Genomic DNA, 22,163 nt, shown 5'->3' with positions numbered 1-22,163 from the left:
CCAATCACCATAACAAAAACAACGAGTCAGACCTAGCACTGCGAACACCGTCTCACATCAATATGATGGCAAGCACCTCAGGCAGTGCTGCAAAAATCTCGATACGACAGCAGAGCGGCGCCCGCCCCGGGCTTTTATCACTTGACCGACGGAAGCTTCGCAGCCCCCGATAATGGCCCCGAGAGCTCGGCGATAGTGGTTGTCAGGCGCCGTATAGCATCCTGATCTTCCTTGCCCAGCACTCGGTAATTGCCCAGGATTTTTTCCTCGATAAGGCTGAGATTGTCGATCGGCACCGGCGTTCGCGTCCCCGTCAACACGTAAAGCACGTCAACACCTTTGGCTGCAACCGCCGCCAGGTAATCGGCCTTCGGTGCACGATCACCATTTTCATACTTTCCCTGGGCATTAGCCTCGACGCCTCCTATTTCACCGAAGGTACGCTGAGACATGCTCAGGCGTTCTCTTTCCTTTCTCAGTCGGTAACCGATTCCACTCATTTGAACCTATTATCCTGTTGAAGCCATCCGAACGAGTGTTAGAATCTCGCGGAATTGAATAGATTTGAACGGTTTTGAACTATGCCCGGAATTCGCACCGCCGCACAAGCCAAGGCCTGGCTGGATCAACAGGGCAAATCTGTTCAGGAGTTCGCTCGTGAAAACAGCATTGATCCGGCGACCACTTACCAGGTACTGGCAGGACGCAAGAAAGGAAGGCGCGGTGAAGCGCATAAGGTAGCTGTACTGCTGGGCATGAAGATCGGGACGATCCCGAACACGGAAGCCCGGCATGAAGAAGCACGTGAAGAATAGCCGTTATTGGCTGGTGACAACGCATCCCGGACAAAACGCCAAAGCCGTCGCCTGCATTCAGGTATACAGGGTTGCGGGCAAAATAGCCCGCGCCGAATACGGCATGCCATCAACCGTTGAGCGGTTCGCTGTCGCTACCGGGGTTCCACCTGCCTGCATTCGCGAAAAACGATAATCCCGTTGATTGAATTTTCCAATTGAAGGCGCCTGGTTTCCTGAAGTAAGCTTGCGCTCAATTAACGGAGACCCACCATGCTGCAATCCACTTCACCGCTGCTCGACGCTGTTACCGGCATTACTTGCCGTGCACGCGCTGTGGCTGTGCAGACTGCCTCGGTGAGCGCATCCGTTGACTCTTATTATGGGTATTGGTTTAGCCACTGGCGCGCCTGATACCCATCCGGCGCCCACGTTAAGGGGACGCCAACCAGAGAATTCTCTAACCCCCCGGTCGGCTTCCCGACCGGGGGTTTTGTTTTTTCAGGGCCACGTATTTCAACGGTCTGTTCAAGAACAGCCGTAAACCATCAATCTGCATTGCATCGAGGATCACGACATGAACTACGCCACTTATTACCGCAACGACATCGATTTTGCCTGGCGATTTAGCCACCTCCGTTCGGGACAGCCTGCCGCCTCCGTTCGGTCTCTGCCAGGTGGCAATCACATACCCCCGGTTCTAGAAGCCCTTTGTCGAACACCCCAGTAGGTCTGAGCGGGAGCGTCCCGCCAGCCCAGGAAGCCAGAACATGAATTCGTCCGTTGCCGTCACCCCGTCCGACCTGTCCAGCCACGCCGTCAAGCTGGCAGACAACAGCCCCGCCTCGAAACGCCTGCCAGGGACCCTGGAATTGAAGATGCGCCTGCCCCTCGACGCAGCGCTCACCGAACAGGTTGCAGCCCACCGCCGCGCCGTACGCGCCATCCTTGAAGGTCAAGACTCGCGACTGCTGGTCATCGTCGGCCCCTGCTCGATCCACGACCCTCGATCCGCCCTTGAATACGCTGAGCGACTGGCCGACCTTGCCGCACAAGTGAGTGACCAGATGCTGCTGGTAATGCGCGCCTACGTCGAAAAACCGCGCACGACGGTGGGCTGGAAAGGCCTGGCTTACGATCCGCACCTCGATGGCAGTGACGACATGGCCGAGGGCCTGACGCTGTCGCGGCATTTGATGCGGGATATGCTGGGCCTGGGCCTGCCGATCGCCACCGAGATACTGCAGCCCATGGCGGCAGGCTACTTCGACGATCTGCTCAGTTGGGTCGCGATTGGCGCTCGCACCACCGAATCGCAGATCCATCGCGAAATGGCCAGCGGCCTGCCCATGGCGGTCGGTTTCAAGAACGGTACTGACGGCGGCGTAACGGTGGCCAGCGACGCGATGCGTTCGGCGGCGCATCCGCATCGTCACTTTGGCATGGACCGTCATGGCCACCCGGCCATTATCGAGACGCAAGGCAATCCGGACACGCACATCGTGCTGCGCGGCGGTCACGGCGGCCCCAATTACGATCGCCAGAGTGTGGCCAAGGTGCAGGCGAGCCTGAGCAGGAATAATGTCGCGTCGCGGATCATGGTCGATTGCAGCCATGCCAACAGTGGCAAGGACCCGCTGCGTCAGCCAGCCGTATTCGAAGACGTGCTTGAACAGCGCTTGTCGGGCAATACCTCGCTGATCGGCATGATGATCGAGAGCCACCTGTTCGACGGCTGCCAGGCATTGGGCGGGACGCTGCAGTACGGCGTTTCGGTCACCGATGGCTGCCTTGGCTGGGAAGGCACCGAACAGCTGTTGCGTCGCGCGGTTGACCGTCTGCGTTACAGATAAACAGAGCGAAGGAACTTTGTCGGGAAATACCGCACTGAATCCGGTAGGCTGTTTCTTTTTTTTCACAGGAGATTATTCCCCATGGCTAAAGCCACTGCCCGCCACATCCTTGTTTCGAGCGAAGAAAAATGCAACGAACTCAAGGCTCAGATCGAAGGCGGCGCTGATTTCGCTGAAATCGCCAAGACCAACTCCAGCTGCCCATCGAGCCGCCAGGGCGGTGACCTGGGTTCGTTCGGTCCAGGCCAGATGGTCAAGGAATTCGACACTGTCGTATTCAGTGCTCCGGTGAACACCGTTCAGGGTCCGGTAAAGACTCAGTTCGGCTACCACCTGCTGGAAGTGACCAGCCGTCAGGACTGATCCTGTCGCGCCGCATGCCAGACGGCTCATCTTCGGATGGGCCGTTTTTGTATGTGGTCGTTTTCAGCAGCGCAGTGGCTTGGCGAAGCGGCCATTTGTCTGTAGAAGATAGCGCGATGCAGGGCCATGAGCTCTGTCATGATTGTTGTCACCGCTGTACAGCCAGTCGCCTTTAACCCTGACATTCGCTTGCGAACGTCAGTCAGGATTCGAGTCATGCGTTTTGTTTTTTCATCGTTGCTCGCCTTGACGCTGACCTTCGTTGGCGCAACCCAATCGCTGTCCGCAGCCCCGCAACACGCCCTGACCGTTTACGGCGAAGCGCCACGCTATCCAGCCGACTTCAAGCACTTCGATTACGTGAACCCGGACGCGCCCAAAGGCGGCAGCATGCGACGCTCGGCCATCGAAATCGGCCAGTTCGACCACCTGATGCCCTTCACCGACAAGGGGATGGGCGTTTCGCAGATCAATGGCATGCTTTACTCCCCACTGGCTACGCGCTCGATGGACGAGCCCTACACCGTTTACGGGCTTGTCGCCGAGAAAATGGAGCGTGGCGCGGATGGCCTCTCCCTGCGCTTTTACCTGAACCCGAAGGCACGTTTCGCGGACGGCACGCCGATTACCGCCAGTGACGTGAAGTACACCTACGAGTTGCTGATGACGCAGGGTAACCTGCAATACCGGACCCAGTTTGAAGCGGTCCAGGGACTGGAGGTCGAATCGCCTTCGCAAATCCGCTTCGACTTCAAGAACAGCGATAACCGCACCCTGCCCCTTGATCTGGCTTCGCTGCCGGTATTCCCCGAGCACTGGTGGAAATCCCGTGACTTCGCCAGCGGTGCCGGCTTTGAAATCCCGCCTGGCAGCGGGCCCTATCGGATCAGCCATGTGGACCCGGGCCGCACTGTTACCTTCGAGCGCGATCCGGACTGGTGGGGCAAGGACCTGCCGGTCAGCAAAGGCCTGTATAACTTCGACAGGTTCAGCATCGAGTACTTCGGCGACATCGATGTCGCACGTACGGTACTCAAAGGCGGCGCCTATGATTACAACCGCGAGTTTTCGGCGACCGGCTATTCAATTCGCTATGACGGCCCCGCCCTCAGCGACGGGCGCCTGCAGAAAGCCCAACTGGCCAGGGGCGCGGTGCAAAGCTCGCAGGGTTTCGTCTTCAACCTGAGCCGCCCCATGTTCCAGGACCGTCGCGTGCGCCAGGCGCTGTCGCTGCTCTGGGACTTCGAATGGACCAACCGGCAGATGATGCGCAACATGTACATTCGCCAGAACAGCTTCTTCTCCAACTCGGAGTTGGCCGCCAGCGAACTGCCCACGCCTTCCGAACTGAAAATCCTCGAGCCACTGCGCGGCGAAGTCCCCGAGCAGGTGTTCGACAGCGTGTTCGAGACGCCCAAAACCGATGGCACAGGCTTCATTCGCGACAAGCAACTGCAAGCGCTGGCCCTCATGAAAGAAGCTGGCTGGACGCCCAAGGGCGATGAGCTGGTGAATGCCCGGGGCGAACCGTTCAGCTTTACCTTTCTCAATGCACAAACAGGTTTCGAGCGAATGCTGCTGCCCTACAAACGCACCCTGGCGCAGATCGGTATCCACTTCGACATTCGCCGCATCGATGCCGCGCAATACCTCAACCGCGTCATGGCCCGCGATTACGACATGATTGTCACCGGCTACCCGGTCTCGACATCGCCCGGTGCCGAGCTGTACAGCAGTTTTGGCTCCAAGGTGGCGATGGACCCGGGTTCGAGCAATTACATGGTGCTGCAAGACCCTGCTGTCGACACGCTGATTGCCGGCCTGCTCAAGGCCGACAACAAGCAGACCATGACCGACTACGCCCATTGCCTGGACCGCGTACTGCAGTGGAACTACTACTGGATTCCCAACTACTATCCGCCCGGCTCTTCAACCGTCTGGTGGAACCGTTTCGGCATCCCCAAAATTCAGGCCAGCAACAATGAGGCCATCGAAACATGGTGGGAAATCAGCCCGACACCGCTGACCAATGAGCAATTCGCTGAAAAACGCGGCGCCTCGGCCATCGTTTCGGAGATGCAGTGAATGCTCGGTTATATCCTGCGGCGCCTGCTGCTGATCATCCCTACCCTGCTGTGCATTCTGCTGGTCAACTTTTTCATCGTGCAGGCCGCACCGGGCGGGCCTGTGGAGCAAGCCATTGCTCGCCTGCAAGGGATCGGCGGTGCAACCGTGGGCGCGGGTGCCAGCGAGTCTGCCGGGGCGGGTCATTCCAAAGCGTCCCGCGGGCTGGACCCGGCGCTGATCAAGCAGATCGAACGTCAATACGGTTTCGACAAACCGCTGCACGAACGTCTCTGGCTGATGCTGAAGAACTATGCACGACTGGATTTCGGCAGCAGCTTCTTTCGCGGCGCAACGGTGACCGACCTCATTCTGCATAAAATGCCGGTGTCGATATCACTGGGGCTCTGGGCGACATTGTTGACGTACCTGGTATCAATCCCGCTGGGGATTCGCAAAGCGGTGAAACACGGCAGCCAGTTCGATATCTGGAGCAGCACCGCCATCATCATCGGTTACGCCATGCCAGCCTTCCTGTTCGCCATGCTGCTGGTGGTGGTGTTCTGTGGCGGCACGTCGCTGAACTGGTTTCCGGTGCGCGGACTGGTTTCGGACAACTTTGAGCAACTGACCACGATCGGCAAGATCGCTGACTATTTCTGGCACTTGGCGCTGCCGGTCTCGGCGCTGGTCATTGGCGGCTTTGCCACGCTGACCCTGCTGACCAAACATTCCTTTCTCAACGAAATCACCCGTCAGTACGTGACCACGGCCCGCGCCAAGGGCATGAGCGAGCGACGGGTGTTGTATGGTCATGTGTTTCGCAATGCCATGTTGCTGGTGGTGTCGGGCATTCCGCAGGCGTTCATCAGCGTGTTCTTTGCCGGTTCGCTGCTGATCGAGGTGATCTTCTCGCTGGATGGCCTGGGCCGCATGAGCTATGAAGCCGCTGTGTCGCGGGACTACCCGGTGGTGTTCGGTTCGCTGTTCATCTTCACCGTGTTCGGCCTGCTGATAAAGCTGATCGGCGATATCTGCTACACGCTGGTCGACCCCAGAATCGACTTCAGCGCGAGGAATGCATGATGCGCAGCCTTTCGCCGCTGGCCCGTCGTCGCCTGGAACGTTTTCGCAGCAATCGCCGCGGCTGGTGGTCGCTGTGGCTGTTCTGCGGGCTGTTTGCCCTGACACTGGGTGGCGAACTGATCGCCAATGACAAGCCGCTGCTGGTCAGCTATCAGCACTCGCTCTATTTCCCGGTGTTCAAGCGTTATACCGAGCAGCAATTCGGCGGCGAGCTGCCCTTCCAGCCCGATTACCGCAGCGACTACGTACGCACACTGATCAGCAAAGGGGACGGCTGGATGCTGTTCCCGCCCATCCCGTTCAGTGACGACACGCCCAACTATGACCTGAAAACCCCGGCACCCAGCCCGCCTTCTGCAGAAAACTGGCTCGGCACCGATGACCAGGCGCGCGACGTCATGGCGCGGGTGATTTTCGGCGCCCGGGTGTCGATCCTGTTTGCGCTAGTGCTGACCTTCATCAGCGCGCTGATCGGGATCAGCGCCGGGGCGTTGCAGGGCTACTACGGCGGCTGGGTCGACTTGTTCGGCCAGCGTCTGCTGGAGGTCTGGTCAGGCCTGCCGGTGCTGTACCTGCTGATCATCCTGTCAGGTTTCGTCGAGCCCGATTTCTGGTGGCTGCTGGGCATCATGGCGCTGTTTTCCTGGCTGACCCTGGTCGATGTGGTGCGCGCCGAGTTTCTGCGCGGGCGCAACCTCGAGTACGTCAAGGCCGCTCGGGCGCTCGGTCTGGGGGATCGAAAAGTGATCATGCGCCACATCCTGCCCAACGCGATGAATGCGACGTTGAGCTACCTGCCGTTCATTCTTACCGGTGCCATCTCGACCCTCACTGCGCTGGATTTTCTGGGCTTCGGCATGCCTGCCGGCAGCGCGTCGCTGGGTGAACTGATCGCCCAGGGCAAGCAGAACCTGCAAGCGCCCTGGCTGGGGCTGACAGCGTTCTTCTCCCTCGCGTTGATCCTGACGCTGCTGGTATTCATAGGCGAGGCGCTGCGTGATGCCTTCGACCCGAGGTCCTGACATGTCGGAAAACCTGATCGAAATCCGCGACCTGAGCGTCGCCTTCAACGGGCAGAAAGTGGTCAGTAACCTGAGCCTGGATGTGCGCCGCGGCGAGTGTCTGGCACTGGTGGGAGAGTCCGGCTCCGGCAAGTCCGTCACCGCTCACTCGATCCTGCAATTACTGCCCCGCAGCGGCACCCTGACCACGGGCAGCATCACCTACCGAGGTCAACAGCTGGTGGGTGCCGACGACCGCACTCTGCGCGAGCTGCGCGGCAACCGGATTGCGATGATTTTCCAGGAACCGATGACCTCGCTGAATCCGCTGCACAGCGTGGCCCGACAGATCGGCGAAACGTTACTGCTGCATCGCGGCATCAGCGGTCGTGAAGCGCAGAAACGCATTGTCGAGCTGCTGGAGCTGGTAGGCATTCAACAGCCGGAAAAACGCCTGAAAGCCTACCCGCACGAACTCTCCGGAGGCCAGCGCCAGCGGGTGATGATAGCCATGGCGCTGGCCTGCGAGCCGGAGTTGCTGATTGCCGACGAACCGACCACTGCGCTGGACGTCACGGTGCAACGCAAGATCCTCGTGCTGCTCAAGGAGCTGCAACAGCGCCTGAACATGTCGCTGTTGTTGATCAGCCATGACTTGAATCTGGTGCACAGCGTCGCGCAACGCGTCTGCGTGATGCGCGCCGGTGAAATCGTCGAGCAGTCCGATTGCAAGTCGCTGTTCAAATCACCTCAGCACCCTTACAGCCGCCTGCTGCTGGACGCCGAACCTGCCGGCGAGCCGCTGCGACGCGACACCCGGGAAACGGTGCTGCAAGTCGACAACCTGAAGGGCTGGTTTTCCCTGACCGGCGGCATCCTGCGGCGGCACAAGGAATACCTCAAGGCGGTGGATGACATCAGCCTGAGTATTGAGCGCGGCAAAACCCTCGGTATCGTTGGTGAGTCAGGCTCTGGCAAGTCGACTCTTGGTCAGGCGATCCTGCGTCTGCTGGAGTCACGCGGCAGTATCCGCTTTCGCGGGCAGGCGCTGGACGGCCTGAGTCAGAAACAGATGCGACCGTGGCGTAAAGAGATGCAAGTGGTCTTTCAGGACCCTTACGGCAGCCTAAGCCCACGCATGTCAGTGGCGCAGATCATCAGTGAAGGACTGGAGGTACACAGCCAGTACGACCCGGCGAAATGCGATGCAGAGGTCATTCGAGCACTGGAAGAAGTCGGCATCGACCCGCAGAGCCGGCATCGCTACCCCCATGAGTTTTCCGGTGGCCAGCGTCAGCGTATCGCCATTGCCCGGGCGCTGGTGCTGAAACCCGCATTGATTCTGCTCGATGAGCCGACCTCGGCGCTGGACCGGACCGTGCAGAAACAGGTCGTTGCGCTGTTGCGCGAACTTCAGGAAAAGCACGGCCTGACGTACCTGTTCATCAGCCATGACCTGGCGGTAGTCAAAGCCCTTGCCCACGACGTGATCGTGGTCAAGGATGGCAAAGTCGTCGAGCGCGGTGCCAGCCATGACGTTTTCGATGCGCCGCAGCACCCATACACACAGGAATTGCTGGCGGCCGCGCATCCTGAATGATCTGACCCACAACGAAGCTTCTGCCCGGAAGGTTTAGGAGCGTCTCCGATTTACGCTTGCGGACCCGGCTCGTCATCATCGACCAACCCCCACTCGGCGGTGCTTGCCGTGCTGCTGCCGGTCGGAGCCGGCGGCGGTGTGGTCAGTGTTCCGACGCCGCCTTCACTGTGCAGCTTGAGGCGCAGGCGCACGTTGTTTTGTGAGTCGGCGTTCTTGAGGGCCTCTTCTTCACTGATCGCACCTTCGACGGCCAGATTGAATAGCGCCGAGTCGAACGTCTGCATACCGAGGCTGCCGGACTTCTCCATGATGCCCTTGAGCTCGGTCAGTTCATTGCGCTGGATCAGGTCGCGAATGGTCGGCGTGCCCATCATCACTTCCACCGCCGCACGACGCTTGCCATCCGGGGTTCTGACCAGTCGCTGCGAGACGAACGCCTTGAGGTTGTTGCCCAGGTCATGCAGCAACTGCGCGCGACGCTCTTCCGGGAAGAAATTGATGATCCGGTCCAGCGCCTGATTGGCGTTGTTGGCGTGCAGTGTCGAGATCGCCAGGTGGCCGGTGTCGGCAAACGCCAGCGCGTGCTCCATGGTCTCGCGATCGCGAATCTCGCCGATCAGAATCACATCCGGCGCCTGGCGCAGGGTGTTCTTCAGTGCCGCATGGAAGCTGCGGGTATCGACCCCGACTTCGCGCTGGTTGACGATCGACTTCTTGTGGCGATGGATAAACTCGACCGGGTCTTCGATGGTGATGATATGGCCGCTGGCGTTACGGTTGCGGTAGTCGATCAGCGCCGCCAACGAGGTCGACTTGCCCGAACCGGTGGCCCCGACAAACAGCACCAGACCGCGCTTTTCCATGATCACGTCAAGCAGTACGGGCGGCAGGAACAGGTCTTCGAAACGCGGGATGTCCAGCTTGATATTCCGCGCGACGATGGACACCTCGTTACGCTGCATGAAGATATTGATCCGGAACCGGCCGATGCCGGCCATCGAAACGGCGAGGTTCATCTCCAGTTCGCGCTGAAACTCGAGCTTCTGTTCCTCGTCCATCAGCCCCTGGGCAATCACCGCCACCTCGCCCGGCTTGAAGGTTTCGCTGCCCAGTGGCTTGAGCACACCGTTGAACTTGGCGCACGGTGGCGCTCCGGTGGAAAGGTAAAGGTCCGATCCGTCCTGACTGGCCAGAATCTTCAACAGCGCCGGGAAATCCATAATCAATACCGTACAAAATGAAGTAAAAAGACCACGGCCGTCAGGACGGCACGCGTGACGCGCGGGCGTCGCTCAGCAAGAGCAGGCATAATGGCAGCCTTTTGCAGCAGGTGATATTGCGACATGAAAGCCCAAGCCCGCCATATTCTGGTGAAGACCGCCGAAGAGGCCGAACAGCTCAAGCTGCGCATTGCCAAGGGTGAGGCGTTTGACGTGCTGGCTAAAAAGCATTCTAGCTGCCCGTCCGGCAAACGTGGCGGCGATCTGGGTGAAGTCAGGCCTGGGCAAATGGTCGGTGCGATCGATCAGGTGATCTTCAAAAAGCCGCTACGCGTCGTGCATGGGCCGATCAAGAGCAAATTCGGCTATCACCTGGTGCAGGTGTTCTATCGCGACTGAAGCACACGCCAAAAGCTGAAAAACCCCGAACCGAGTGAGGTTCGAGGTTTTTCAGGCATTGACCAGTGTGGCAATCAGTTCGGCGAAATGGCGCCATCTACCAGCACTTGAGCTTCTGCCACCAGACGCTTGAGGTGATCTTCGCTGACAAAACTCTCGGCATAGATCTTGTAGATGTCCTCAGTCCCTGAAGGGCGCGCGGCAAACCAGCCATTTTCGGTCATGACCTTCACACCACCGAACGCCTGATCGTTGCCCGGCGCGTTGCTGAGCACCTGCTGAATAGGCTCGCCCGCCAGTTCAGTGGAAGTCACTTGCTCCGGCGACAGTTTGCTCAGCAGTGCCTTCTGTTGCGGGTTGGCCTTGGCATCGACGCGGGTCGAAAACGGCTCGCCCAGCTCTTCGGTCATGGTCTTGTAGATCTGGCTTGGATCGCGACCAGTACGCGCGGTCATTTCCGCAGCCAGCAAGGCCGGAATCAGACCGTCCTTGTCGGTGGTCCAGACCGTACCGTCGCGGCGCAGGAACGAGGCACCAGCGCTTTCTTCGCCGCCAAAGCCTAACGAGCCTTCAAACAGGCCTTGTGCGAAATACTTGAAGCCGACCGGCACTTCATACAGGCGACGGCCCAGGCGTTTGGCCACACGATCGATCATGCCGCTGCTGACCACGGTCTTGCCGACCGCTGCATCGGCACGCCACTCAGGACGGTTCTGAAACAGGTAGTCGATGGACACGGCGAGGTAACTGTTGGGCGTCATCAGTCCGCCAGACGGGGTCACGATGCCATGACGGTCGTGATCCGGATCGCAGGCAAATGCAACCTGATAGCGGTCCTTGAGACCGATCAGGCTTTGCATGGCGTGGCTGGAGGACGGGTCCATGCGAATCTGGCCATCCCAGTCGACGGTCATGAAGCGGAACGTAGGGTCGACAAATTTATTGACCACATCCAGATTCAGGCCGTAATGCTCGCCAATCGCCGACCAGTAGCTCACCCCGGCCCCGCCCAGCGGGTCGACACCAAGACGCAGACCCGAATTGCGGATGGCGTCCATATCGATCACGTTCTTAAGGTCGGCCACGTAGGTGTTGACGTAATCATGGCGGTGCGTGGTATCGGCACGCAGCGCTTTTTCATGGCTGATGCGTGAAACGCCAGTGACTTTCTCGGCCAGCAGTTCGTTGGCCTTGTTCTCGATCCACTTGGTGACATCACTGTCGGCCGGGCCGCCATTGGGCGGGTTGTACTTGAAGCCACCGCTTTGCGGCGGGTTGTGCGAAGGCGTAATGACAATGCCGTCCGCCAGCCCTGAAGTACGGCCGCGGTTGTAGCAGATGATCGCGTGGGACACCGCAGGCGTCGGGGTGTATTCGTCACCTTGCGAAATCATCACCTGCACGCCATTGGCGGCCAGCACTTCAAGCGCGGTGGCCGCGGCCGGGGTCGACAGCGCGTGGGTATCGGCACCTAGAAACAACGGGCCGTCGATGCCGTTGGCCTTGCGGTACAGACAGATCGCCTGACTGATAGCCAGCACGTGCCATTCGTTGAAACCCAGGTCAAACGATGTGCCACGGTGCCCGGAAGTGCCGAACGCAACACGTTGAGTGGGCACCGATGCATCGGGCTGGCCGGTGTAGTAAGCCGTGACCAGTCTCGGAATATCGACCAGTAACTGCGCAGGTGCCAGCTTGTCGGCGAAAGGACTGAGACTCATACAACCTCCACGAAGAAATGAAATACGGAGAAAAAATAAAGACTTGCTGCGGCTGCCAAGGTGATCAATGCCGCAGTTTACTGGCAGTTCGACAGCGCTGCTTGAGTATCGATCCCCGGTATCTGCTTCTGTTTCAGCTCAATCGCCAAAACGGCAACCGACCTCAGGCCATTGACGTTTCGGGCCGCCACCACGCTGGAAACAACTGCTTCACCTTGTGCTCGGCAAAACGGTCATCGATGAGCATGACCACACCGCTGTCACTCTGGCTGCGGATAACTCGCCCCGCAGCCTGCACCACCTTCTGCACGCCGGGATAAAGGTAGGTGTAGTCATAACCGGCGCCGAACAGCGCCGCCATGCGCTGCTTGAACTGTTCGTTGACCGGATTGAGCTGAGGCAGGCCCAGGGTGGCGATGAACGCGCCGATCAGGCGTGCGCCCGGCAAGTCGATGCCTTCACCGAACGCGCCGCCCAGCACGGCAAAACCGATGCCCTGACTGCTCAGGGTGAACCGGTCGAGAAATGCGTGGCGCTCACTCTCGCCCATCCCCCGTGCCTGCTGCCAAAGGCTGATGTGCGGGTGAGTGCGCGCCATCAGCTCGGCGACCTGTTGCAGATAATCGAAACTGCTGAAGAACGCCAGGTAATTGCCCGGCCGCGCATCGAACTGCTCGGCCATCAGTTCGACAATCGGCGCCAGCGAAGCCTGACGATGGGTGAAACGGGTGGAAATGCGACTGACGATGCGCACGTCGAGCTGATCGTGATGAAACGGCGACTCCACGTCGATCCATGCCGTGTTGCCCGGTAAACCCAGCAGATCCGCGTAATAGTGGCGCGGGTTGAGCGTTGCGGAAAACAGTACGGTGCTGCGCGCAGCGGTCAGGCGCGGGCGGATGAAACGCGCGGGGACGACGTTGCGCAGGCTGAGGCGCGACAGAATGCGCTTGCCGCCCGCCTCGCGCCGGGTGATGTCGAAAATGAAATGCTCATCGAACAGCTCGGCGATGCGCGCAAAGCCGATGGCTTCCAGGTAGAACCCCTGCAACGTGCCATCCACTGCCTGCGGGTGCTCGTTGAAATGATCACCGATGGTCGAGATGCACTGGTTCAGGCTGCCGATGAATTTTTCCGGTGCTGCCGAATAAGCCTGATAGGCGCCGGGCTGTGCCTTGTGCAGCGCATTCCATTGTCGATCCAGACGCTGCAAGGCTTTTTTCACCGGTTCCGGCGCTGTCTGAATCAAGGCTTTCAGCTGGCTCTGGTCAAGACTGGCGCTGTACATCTGGCGTGCCCGTTCGACCATGTTGTGGGCCTCATCGACCAGCACCGCAACGCGCCACTGATTGAGCTGACCGAGGCCGAACAGCAGTGCGCTCAGGTCAAAGTAATAGTTGTAGTCTGCGATGACCACGTCAGCCCAACGCGCCAGTTCCTGGCTCAGATAATACGGGCAGACCTGATGCTGCAAGGCGACATCGCGTACGCCCGCCTGATTCAACCACGGCGAGGTCAGCGCCGCCGAGCGAGCGGCTGGCAGACGATCATAAAAGCCGCTGGCCAGCGGACAGGAATCACCGTTGCAGGCTTTGTCCGGATGCTCACAGGCCTTGTCGCGCGCCACCAGCTCAAGGACCCGCAGCTTCAGCTCCGGCGCGCTGTGATTAATGACTTCCAGCGCATCCAGCGCCAGTCGACGCCCTGGCGTCTTGGCGGTGAGAAAGAAAATCTTGTCGAGCTTCTGGCCGGGCACGGCCTTAAGCAACGGGAACAGCGTGCCCACCGTCTTGCCAATACCGGTCGGCGCCTGAGCCATCAGGCAACAGCCAGTACTGACGGCCTTGTACACCGACTCGGCCAGCACCCGCTGCCCGGTGCGGAAAGACGCGTGGGGGAATTTCAGGCTGCCCAGTGTCGTGTGCAGCGCCTGCGTATGCGCCAGCTCCTGCTGCGCCCAGCCGAGGAAAATCGAGCACTGTCGTTCGAAAAACACTTGCAGCGTAGCCGCGCTGAACGGCTCGCGAATCAGGGTTTCCTGCTCGCTGACAATGTTGAAATACACCAGGGCCAGCGTCACGTTTTCAAGCTGCAGGCGCTGGCAAAGCAGCCAGCCGTAGACCTTCACCTGCGCCCAGTGCAACTGACGGTGGTTGGCCGGCATCGCGTCGAGTTCACCGCGATAGGTCTTCACTTCTTCCAGCTGATTGCGACTGGCGTCATAGCCGTCCGCCCTGCCCCTTACCGTCAGCTCGCGATAATCGCCACTCAACGACAACTCGGCCTGGTAATCGGCGCCGCGCCGCGTGGCGACCGTGCGATGCCCGGCAATGCCTTCCTGCGCCGTGGGTGACGGCGTGAAGCGCAGGTCGAGGTCGCCCACCTTGGCGGTGAACTCACACAACGCGCGCACGGCCACGACATAACGCGCAGGCAGCTCGCTGGCGAGAACAGGCTCGGGATCAGGGTTTACGGGGGCGTTCGGGGTCACTGCGCTGGGGAGCCGTTGGTTGTGAATACTGGACAGGCGTCCAGTTAACAACCTTGAACCACGTCTGGCAAACACAAATGGATCGACGGCCTGCCATGTCGAGGTCTATGGCAGACGAGCGTGAGTCAATGCCTCTGCCAATGCGCCCAGCAGCTTGGCAGGTTCACGAGTCCAGTCAGTGGCATAACTGATCCACAGATGTTGCGAGTAGCGGTTCTGCAAAGTGAACAGTTCACCGGGGCTGACGACAATCGACCGGGCCAGCAGCGCAACGAAGACCTGGCGCAGGTCCACGGGGTATGCACTCTCGGCCCATATGCCGCAGCCGCCCTCGGGCAACTGATAACGCAGCATCCCGCCAGTCCGTTCATCCAGTTGCTGGGTCATCGATTGCATGCGTCCGGCCAGCGTCTCGCGCAACGCCATCAGTTGCCTGTCCAGACGTCCCCTGCTGCATAACCTGGCGATGGCCCTTTGCCGAAGCGGCGGCAGCTCGAATGCTCGCAGGCAGAAATACTGCTGCCAGCGCGCATCCAGGCTCTTGCACAGCAAGTAAGCATAGGGCGCCTCAGGCCCGAGACTCTTCTCGAATCCGCCCATGACCACCAACCGCTGAGGGTCGATCCAGTGCCGCAGCGGAGACTGCCCGGCGGCAAATTGCAACCCGGCGTGACTGTCGTTTTCCAGCACCCAGACTTGATGACGGTTGAGCACTTCGGCGACAGTCTGGCTGTTGTTCTGCGCACGCATGCTGCCTCGCACCGGGTTCAGCAACGAGGGCAACACGGCAAGCCCGATGTCATGGCCGCGCAACAGGCCGTCGAGCCGGGCAGCATCAAGGCAGCCGGTCTCGTCCAGCGGTAGTTCGATTACCCGGATGTCGAAGGATTGCAGCAAGCGCAACAACGCCCAGGCACAGGGCGATTCCACCAGTACCGTGCCGCCGCACAGGCCCAGCGTGCCGAGCACCGCCTTGAATGCGCCATGAAAGTCAGCAGCGATATAGACATTCTCAGCGTGCCAGCAATGCACTGCATCGTAGGTATAACGGGCGGCAATTGCCGTGCGAAGTTCTGGCTCACCGAATGGCTGAAAAACCGGGTCCCGCTGACGCGGGTAATGCCTGCCCAGCTCGCGCTCCATTGCCGGCAGCGGATTGTCCTGAGCGTGCAAAAGCGCTGGTTCATCGCAGCCCAGCAACGCCATGCCGGGGCGACGGGCGTTATCGTACAGGGCCTGCAAAAGATCGCCGTTTGCGTCCGGTATCACCAGGCCCTGCGCACTCAAGCTGCGCGGTACCGAGTAATAGCCTGATTTTGGCAGCGAATAAACGCGCCCTTCCTTTTCCAGCAGCGAGTAGGCGCTTTGCACCGTCGATATTGATACGTTCAGTCGCTGGGCCAGCTGTCGCAATGACGGCATTTTCAGTGCCAGCTCGCCCTGCTGCTGGTCAACCAGACGCACCAGGTAGCGGTAGACCGCCTGATAGGCGAAATCCGTGTTGTTTTTCATGCAGGTATCCACCGTTCAACCAGAACAGGCTTCAGAACATTGCTATGTGACCGCCGCCGTTTGCCGGTAGCAGCCATGCCTGGCAACCGGATCAGCGTCCCGAGAGCATCTCGGCCACTGCCTGCCCCGTCGCCGGGTCGACGGTCATGATCCGGCGCTTGTCAGGATCGGCTGCACGGATTCTGGCGATGATTGACTGCGGGTCGTCGAAGTTCACCCGCTGCTTGCCGTAAAGGTTGTGCAATGACTTGAGGCTCAAACCGCTGATATCCACCAGCCACTGCATGACCTGATCCGGCGCCGTCGAACCCGACAGCGCCTTGTGCAGATCCGGCAGCGCTACCAGCATCCCTGGGTGGCAACTGCGCAGAAAGGACTCCAGGCCATGGCCATGATCGACGAACGGCGAAAACAGCATGCACACCAGTTGAGTCTCGTTCAGGCCGAAGCCCTCCTGAGCGAAGCCCGATGCCAGCTCACGGCGCGCCTCGATGCGCGCCCGACCGGCATAAGCGCTGAGCGTCTGGTCGATCAATCGTGGCGGCATCTGCTTTCTGCGCATCAGTGACGTCGCCAGTTCAAGGTATTCGGCGATCCCGTCGGCATAAGTACGCGCTTGCAGGTATTGCGCGGTCAGGCCACGCATGTGGGCCATCAACAAGGGGTTGGCGCAATCGGACTCACTGAAGCTGAACGACAGATCATCGAAGCGGAAATCGAGAAACTCGGTCAGCAGGTTCCAGTGTTCGTCCGCCTTGCAACTGACCAGATCGGCAATGGTAATGAACGCCGGCGAGCTGCTTTTTTCAGGCAGCGTCATGGCTCGACTTGCCGGCGGGCTGTCATCGCCCTCCCCGTACAGCTCGTGATAGTAAGCCTCGCCAATCGTATCGATGACCTTGAGCACGCTGGCCAGCGTCTGCTTGCCCCAACTGCCCGAATACTGCCCGGTACGCTGGGCCAGTCGCATGATCCAGGTCGCATACTGACGCTGCTCTCTGCGCGAGTCGCCGCTGACGACCGCATCGACGCCATTGCCCCAGCTCAGGGCGCGTCCTAGAAACTCCGCAAGCCCAAGGTAACAGGTATTGCAAAACGTGGTGCGGGCGTCGCCAGCGGACAGGTGCCCACCCAGCAGCATGTCCAGACGATTCTGCTCACGCCCCGCGCTGGAAAAAGGCAGATTCGGCTCGAAGGCCTGTGTGTACTGACTGTCGATCATCAGCATCTCGACACGCGGGTCGTCGTACAGAAACAACGCTGAATAGGTGCGGTTGATGTTATCCATCACCGCAGGGGTCATGCCCGCGTGACGCCGATTGGCAACCCGCAGGTTGAATGTGCCGGGCGAACGGCAGGCAATACTCAACTGCGCAGCGCGCAGAAAGGCCAGCGTGTAGGCACTGTCCTTGCCACCACCGAAAGCCACCAGCACCTTGAAGCCGGCAATCTGCTCGATGCCGCCAGCCGCAACAATCAGGCGCTGGATCAACAGCTGCAGCGCGGTGCGCTCTGCGCGCGAGAAGTACCCCAACAAGCGTTGCAGCACTTGCTGGTAGACATAATTCATTGCCTGTTCGTGAATAGAACTCATCGTGCGCCACCTGTCTGTCGCTCAAGGCATGACACGGTGCAGACAGAACATTGAACATCAAGCTGACAACTCAATTTATAGTCGAGCATGACTCATTCCCTGAGTGGTAATTACCAACGCATTATCAGTATCTTTAAAACAATTACAATAGACAGTTTGCTTTAAAAAACAGTGCAGTCAGCAGAGCACCCTCAACAACTTAAACAAATCGTTTAATTGTGCTATCGAACTCATGAGACACGCGAAACGCTTGAAAGCCATAGCCTGCAAGCCCTTCAGGCAGGCTATTCAGGCTTTACCGATGCCCTTGGGGCATCGATCCAGTTACTGTTTCATTCTAGCCCGTGGGAAAGGACATTTATAAGTCGCCGTGACTGTCAGCGCCAACACACTTAAATAAACAGTCGAAACGGCCCTGCCGCTGCGATGCTCTTTTTAATATTCATTCACGGCTACCCCACTTCCAGAAAAACTGACAGGGGCATTATTCAGAAGTGTTTAATTCGTGGTGTTCTTCTTCAATGTGGAATGCAAAAAGCCTTCCGTTCGGAAGGCTTTTCAATAACGAGCGCTGACAGAAGGTGATGAATCAGACCGCCTCGACTTCAAGCACCGCACGCCCGCCAATCGGGCAGACATCCATGTAACGGTGCGCCTGCACTACCTGCTCGAACGGAAAGCTGCGCGTCTGCAACGGCGCCAATACCTTGTCGGCGGTCATCTGATTGATCTGCTGCAAGGCGCGTTGCAGTGCTGCCTCATCCTGGGTAATGCCCAGCTCGGGCTTGCCGGTGAAATTGCCCAGGCAATGCACGTAGAACTGGATGTTCTTCTGGAAAGCGGCACAGGCCGGAAACGGCGTCTGATTACCGCCTTGCAGGCCATACAGCACCAGACTGCCACGCGGCGCAAGCACATCGCCCATGATCGACATCTGCGGACCGCCAAGGCCATCGAAGACGGCATCGACACCACGGTTGTCGGTGTACTTGTTGATCGCCATCAACAAGTCCTGTTCTTCGGTGACCACCACTTTTTCAGCGCCCAGTGACAGCAGGTACTCACGAGCATCCTCGGTCTTGGTCGCGGCGATAACCCGAGCCCCCAGTGCCTTGCCCAACTGCACGAATGCAGGGCCGGAGCAGTGGCTGGCGTCGGTGACCAGTACGGTTTGACCGGACTTGATACGCGCCAGATCAACGTATGCAAAGTACGCCACCAGATACGGCGTGTAATGCACGCTGGCCTGGACCGGCGTCAACGCATCCGGGTAGCGGGTCAATGCACGGCGCGGCATGACGATGGATTCGCCGTAGACCGGGTGCTGGTTGGCATCGGCCGCAGGAAAACTGGCGACCTTGTCGCCTACTTGCAGATCATCCACACCGTCGCCCAGCGCGGTAACCACGCCAGCCATCTCATAACCCAGACCGGCAGGCAGCCGGGCATGGGTAGACGCGAGATTTTGCCGCCAAAGAACGTCGTACCAGCTGACACCGATGGCCTGAACACGCACCTGTACCTCGCCGGTGACAGGCGACGCGACAGGATGCTCTTCGACTTTGAGCACCTCGGCCGGGCCAAACTGGTGAAAACGGATCGTGCGGGACATTTAGAACCTCGCCTGGTGAACCTTGATGCCACAAACTTTATCCGGGCATTGCCGGCAACACCATCGGTGGCTATTAATAGTCGACATGCCTGTCATCGATTGTGTCCTGTGCGCTGCACGGCGCAGCCAGACAGCGTCTGGGCGTCGATGCGCGTAATGGCCGCCATTGTTCGCATGTCGACGAAACATTGCAAGCCGTGTGGACATTCAGTAACCCTCACAGTAATTTTCGCTGCGCCCGACCCGCATTTGCTCGTACTATCGCACCCTGCTCACGTCCTCAACCGACAAATGGCCCGAGATATTCCGCATGAATCGCAACGACCTGCGTCGCGTCGACCTCAACTTGCTCATCGTTTTCGAGACCCTGATGCATGAGCGCAGCGTCACGCGTGCGGCGGAAAAGCTGTTTCTCGGCCAGCCGGCAATCAGCGCTGCGCTGTCGCGGCTACGCGGCCTGTTCGATGATCCACTGTTCGTGCGCACCGGGCGCAGCATGGAGCCCACCGCCCGAGCGACGGAAATCTTCGCCCTGCTCTCCCCGGCACTCGACTCCATCTCGACAGCGGTCAGCCGTGCCTCAGAGTTCGACCCGGCGACCAGCACCTCGGTGTTCCGCATCGGCCTGTCCGATGACGTCGAGTTCGCACTGTTGCCCACCCTACTCAAGCGCTTGCGCTCCGAAGCGCCGGGCATTGTGCTGGTGGTCAGACGAGTCAATTACATCCTCATGCCGCCCCTGCTCGCCTCCGGGGAGATTTCCGTCGGCGTCAGCTACACCCAGGACCTGCCCGCCAACGCCAAGCGCAAGGTCTTGCGCAGGAGCAAGCCGCAACTGCTGCGCGCCGACTCGATACCCGGCCCGTTGAGCCTCGACGACTTCTGCGCCCGCCCCCACGCACTGGTCTCCTTCGCCGGCGACCTGAGCGGCTTCATCGACGAACACCTGGAAAAACTCGACCGCAAACGCCACGTCGTCCTCGCCGTGCCCCAGTTCAACGGCCTGGCGACACTGCTGACCGGCACCGACATCATCGCCACCGTGCCCGACTATGCGGCGCAAGTGCTGACCGCCGCAGGAGGCGTGCGCTCTGAAGACCTGCCGATTGAAACCCGAACGTTCGAACTGCACATGGCCTGGCGCGGCGCGCAGGATAATGATCCGGGGGAGCGTTGGTTGAGGTCGCGGATTCAGATGTTTTTTGGGGACCCCGATAGCCTGTAATGGAATTCCACTAGATTCCATAAAACCGTTTTATAACAACAAGTTATTGGTCGTTTAAGTCCATAGCCGTCTGTCTAAATCCAATGGATTCCACGACTCGCGGGGGCATAATTGGGGGCAAATTTCGGTTCCTTGAAGAGGATGCTCCCACCGATGCCCCCAGATAATGCGGTTGTTTTCAGACGAAAACTCAGCGATGCCTTCATCCGCTCGCTGACCGAACCCGGCAAACACGCTGACGGCGAAGTTCCTGGTCTCTACTTGGAGGTGAGGGCGTCTAGCAAGGTCGGCAAATCCCCTTCCAAGTTCTGGCGCTTGAAGTATCGGCTGCATGGCAAGGAAAACCGCTTCTCCATCGGCGCTTACCCTGACATTGGTCTCAAGGAGGCACGCGACATTGCCCGCAGCGCACGCCGCGACGTGGCAAACCACACCGCGCCGCTCAAGGCCAAGACCGCCAAGATCGAGGCGCAGCTCCTCAACGAGGAGCGCACATTTGAGTACGTAGCCAAACAATGGTTGGCCTTCAAGTCAGCCGAACTGGTGACCAAATCCATCTCGGGGTTTAGCGGAGCGCTGAACAACCACATCTTTCCCGCGATTGGTAAAAAACCGGTCAGCGAGATCAAGCTGGAGCACATCACCACGATTATTACGGCGTTGCGCCGTCAGCGCACCATGGCCATGGCCCGGCGCGTGCGTACTATCATCCGTGCCGTCCTGGGCTTTGCCGAGGGGCGCGGATGGGTGGAACGTAATGTGGCGCTTAGCAACATTGAGGAGTTGAAGATCCGCCATGTCGTGACCAGCAACCCGGCAATCGAAAGGCCAGCCGACCTGGGCAGGTTTCTTCTGCGCTTGGATGACTGCAACGACGGCAGCGTTGCCACTGCAATGCGTCTGCTGGTCATGTTGCCAGTCCGCCCTGGCGAACTCGTGCAGATGCGCTGGGAAGACGTCGACTTGGTCGACGCCGATTGGCGTTACGTAGTGAGCAAGACCAAGCATCTGGACAAGAGCAAGCACATCGTACCGTTGCCCGAGCAAGCCTTGGTCTTGTTACGCGCGCTAAGTAAAACCCGTGTTGTGGATGAAGAAGGCAAAGGATGGGTGTTCGTCTCGCCGGTCTATCCAGGCCGCCCCATTAATCCGACCTCCATGCTCAAGTCCTTTCAGCGTATCTGGCCGGAGTACGACATCACTGCCCACGGCTTTCGCGCCACCTACCGCACCATTGCCCATGAGCACTTAGGTATCGATCCAATCGTGCTAGAACTGTCGTTATCTCACCGAATGCCAGGTGCATTGGGGGCTGTGTATGCGCGTGCACAACTGCTAACACAACGCCGAGAGGCGGCTCAACAATGGGCAAACTACCTAGACCATTTGCGGCAAAACGCGGCTCGATTGACGACAGATTGACGATGCAACGAAATTCCAGAATATTGTCACAGTGGAACCTCAAAACGAAAAAGCCCACTCAATAAGTAGGCTCTTTATGATGACTTGGCTTTCAGCATCCAGGTTACTGAATATGGCGCGGCGGACGGGATCATGACTCATCCTCTAACGGTTTGAAAAGTTGGCAGTTTAAAAAATTAATCTACCGCAGATGGACTGAATTGTGT

The 22,163-nt window shown here is 59.2% G+C and carries 18 protein-coding genes; 11 read left to right on the top strand and 7 right to left on the bottom strand.

Annotated elements, in window-relative coordinates:
- Window positions 1–137: 137 nt before the first annotated feature.
- A complete protein-coding gene (locus tag ACW55A_RS23000; protein ID WP_003364326.1) occupies window positions 138–452 on the bottom strand; it encodes a helix-turn-helix domain-containing protein in 315 nt (104 codons plus the stop codon).
- A gap of 129 nt (window positions 453–581) precedes the next feature.
- Between ACW55A_RS23000 and ACW55A_RS22995 the strand changes: the two genes are divergently transcribed.
- The 8 genes from ACW55A_RS22995 to ACW55A_RS22960 all read left to right on the top strand — a co-directional run bounded on the left by ACW55A_RS22995 (window position 582) and on the right by ACW55A_RS22960 (window position 8,761).
- A complete protein-coding gene (locus ACW55A_RS22995; protein WP_003435509.1) occupies window positions 582–815 on the top strand; it encodes a DNA-binding protein in 234 nt (77 codons plus the stop codon).
- Window positions 793–990 (top strand): hypothetical protein, encoded by a 198-nt coding sequence (locus tag ACW55A_RS22990; RefSeq protein ID WP_129402407.1) that lies wholly within the window; start codon window positions 793–795, stop codon window positions 988–990. Before ACW55A_RS22995 ends, ACW55A_RS22990 begins: the two co-directional genes overlap by 23 nt.
- Before the next feature lie 574 nt (window positions 991–1,564).
- On the top strand, window positions 1,565–2,647 hold the full coding sequence (locus tag ACW55A_RS22985; RefSeq protein WP_003364331.1) for a 3-deoxy-7-phosphoheptulonate synthase: 1,083 nt from the start codon (window positions 1,565–1,567) through the stop codon (window positions 2,645–2,647).
- Between the two features lie 81 nt (window positions 2,648–2,728).
- On the top strand, window positions 2,729–3,010 hold the full coding sequence (locus ACW55A_RS22980; RefSeq protein WP_498811227.1) for a peptidylprolyl isomerase: 282 nt from the start codon (window positions 2,729–2,731) through the stop codon (window positions 3,008–3,010).
- A gap of 216 nt (window positions 3,011–3,226) precedes the next feature.
- Entirely contained in the window at window positions 3,227–5,095 is a 1,869-nt protein-coding gene (locus tag ACW55A_RS22975) for an extracellular solute-binding protein (protein ID WP_122267289.1), read from the top strand.
- Window positions 5,096–6,160 carry a microcin C ABC transporter permease YejB gene (locus tag ACW55A_RS22970; RefSeq protein ID WP_455808839.1) on the top strand — a complete coding sequence of 355 codons (1,065 nt, stop codon included), beginning with the start codon at window positions 5,096–5,098 and terminating at the stop codon, window positions 6,158–6,160.
- The gene (locus ACW55A_RS22965) at window positions 6,157–7,182 is read left to right on the top strand and encodes an ABC transporter permease (protein ID WP_499140649.1); all 1,026 of its coding nucleotides are present in this window, start codon (window positions 6,157–6,159) and stop codon (window positions 7,180–7,182) included. Before ACW55A_RS22970 ends, ACW55A_RS22965 begins: the two co-directional genes overlap by 4 nt.
- A complete protein-coding gene (locus ACW55A_RS22960; protein ID WP_499140648.1) occupies window positions 7,160–8,761 on the top strand; it encodes an ABC transporter ATP-binding protein in 1,602 nt (533 codons plus the stop codon). The genes ACW55A_RS22965 and ACW55A_RS22960 overlap by 23 nt, the downstream gene beginning before the upstream one ends.
- Window positions 8,762–8,811: 50 nt before the next feature.
- Here the strand turns inward: ACW55A_RS22960 and ACW55A_RS22955 are convergent, their stop codons facing one another.
- Window positions 8,812–9,981: a PilT/PilU family type 4a pilus ATPase gene (locus ACW55A_RS22955; protein ID WP_096128666.1), complete on the bottom strand. Its 1,170-nt coding sequence runs from the start codon at window positions 9,979–9,981 to the stop codon at window positions 8,812–8,814.
- A gap of 123 nt (window positions 9,982–10,104) precedes the next feature.
- On the opposite strand from ACW55A_RS22955, the gene ACW55A_RS22950 reads away from it, so the two are divergent.
- Window positions 10,105–10,380 (top strand): peptidylprolyl isomerase, encoded by a 276-nt coding sequence (locus ACW55A_RS22950; protein WP_002553334.1) that lies wholly within the window; start codon window positions 10,105–10,107, stop codon window positions 10,378–10,380.
- Window positions 10,381–10,454: 74 nt separating this feature from the next.
- Here ACW55A_RS22950 and pgm read toward each other — a convergent pair whose 3' ends face one another.
- The 5 genes from pgm to ACW55A_RS22925 all read right to left on the bottom strand — a co-directional run bounded on the left by pgm (window position 10,455) and on the right by ACW55A_RS22925 (window position 19,310).
- Window positions 10,455–12,101 (bottom strand): phosphoglucomutase (alpha-D-glucose-1,6-bisphosphate-dependent), encoded by a 1,647-nt coding sequence (gene pgm / locus ACW55A_RS22945; protein WP_498811226.1) that lies wholly within the window; start codon window positions 12,099–12,101, stop codon window positions 10,455–10,457.
- Between the two features lie 163 nt (window positions 12,102–12,264).
- Window positions 12,265–14,592, bottom strand: a complete 2,328-nt coding sequence (locus ACW55A_RS22940) for an ATP-dependent DNA helicase (protein WP_455808840.1) — start codon at window positions 14,590–14,592, stop codon at window positions 12,265–12,267.
- Window positions 14,593–14,697: 105 nt separating this feature from the next.
- Window positions 14,698–16,104, bottom strand: coding sequence for an aminotransferase-like domain-containing protein (locus tag ACW55A_RS22935; protein ID WP_455808841.1), 1,407 nt, complete (start codon window positions 16,102–16,104; stop codon window positions 14,698–14,700).
- A 91-nt stretch (window positions 16,105–16,195) separates the two neighbouring features.
- Window positions 16,196–17,698 (bottom strand): hypothetical protein, encoded by a 1,503-nt coding sequence (locus ACW55A_RS22930; protein WP_129485612.1) that lies wholly within the window; start codon window positions 17,696–17,698, stop codon window positions 16,196–16,198.
- 589 nt (window positions 17,699–18,287) lie between these two features.
- Window positions 18,288–19,310, bottom strand: a complete 1,023-nt coding sequence (locus ACW55A_RS22925; RefSeq protein ID WP_003364361.1) for a zinc-dependent alcohol dehydrogenase family protein — start codon at window positions 19,308–19,310, stop codon at window positions 18,288–18,290.
- A gap of 310 nt (window positions 19,311–19,620) precedes the next feature.
- Between ACW55A_RS22925 and ACW55A_RS22920 the strand changes: the two genes are divergently transcribed.
- Window positions 19,621–20,535 (top strand): LysR family transcriptional regulator, encoded by a 915-nt coding sequence (locus ACW55A_RS22920; RefSeq protein WP_003347707.1) that lies wholly within the window; start codon window positions 19,621–19,623, stop codon window positions 20,533–20,535.
- Window positions 20,536–20,688: 153 nt separating this feature from the next.
- Window positions 20,689–21,957 carry a tyrosine-type recombinase/integrase gene (locus tag ACW55A_RS22915; protein WP_410930010.1) on the top strand — a complete coding sequence of 423 codons (1,269 nt, stop codon included), beginning with the start codon at window positions 20,689–20,691 and terminating at the stop codon, window positions 21,955–21,957.
- Window positions 21,958–22,163 lie beyond the last annotated feature (206 nt).

It is taken from the genome of Plantibacter cousiniae (nom. nud.), from assembly GCF_977070315.1.
The sequence above is the reverse complement of the archived record's forward strand: the minus strand, read 5'-3'. Positions and strand labels throughout refer to the sequence as shown.